This window comes from Neisseria sp. P0021.S007, from assembly GCF_051956855.1.
On the sequence record NZ_JBQCXA010001677.1, the window covers coordinates 1 to 447 of the forward strand.

A 447-nucleotide genomic window follows, 5' to 3' on the forward strand; every position below is an offset into this window, starting at 1 on the left:
GCACTGAAAGCCTTGGAAGGCGACGCCGCTTACGAAGAAAAAATCTTCGAACTGGCTGCCGCATTGGACAGCTACATCCCGACTCCAGAGCGTGCCGTGGACAAACCTTTCCTGTTGCCTATCGAAGACGTATTCTCCATCTCCGGTCGCGGTACAGTAGTAACCGGCCGTGTAGAGCGCGGTGTCATCCACGTTGGTGACGAGATCGAAATCGTAGGTCTGAAAGAAACCCAAAAAACCACTTGTACCGGTGTTGAGATGTTCCGCAAACTGCTGGACGAAGGTCAAGCCGGTGACAACGTAGGCGTATTGCTGCGCGGTACCAAACGCGAAGAAGTGGAACGCGGTCAAGTATTGGCTAAACCGGGTACCATCACTCCGCACACCAAATTCAAAGCGGAAGTGTACGTATTGAGCAAAGAAGAGGGTGGCCGTCATACTCCGTTC

Annotated in this window: 1 protein-coding gene; it reads left to right on the forward strand. The window is 53.0% G+C overall.

The window, feature by feature from the left end; genetic code table 11:
* Positions 1 to 447: EF-Tu/IF-2/RF-3 family GTPase (locus ACTHUR_RS20870; RefSeq protein WP_440400713.1), on the forward strand; the 447-nt coding region annotated here is incomplete at both ends.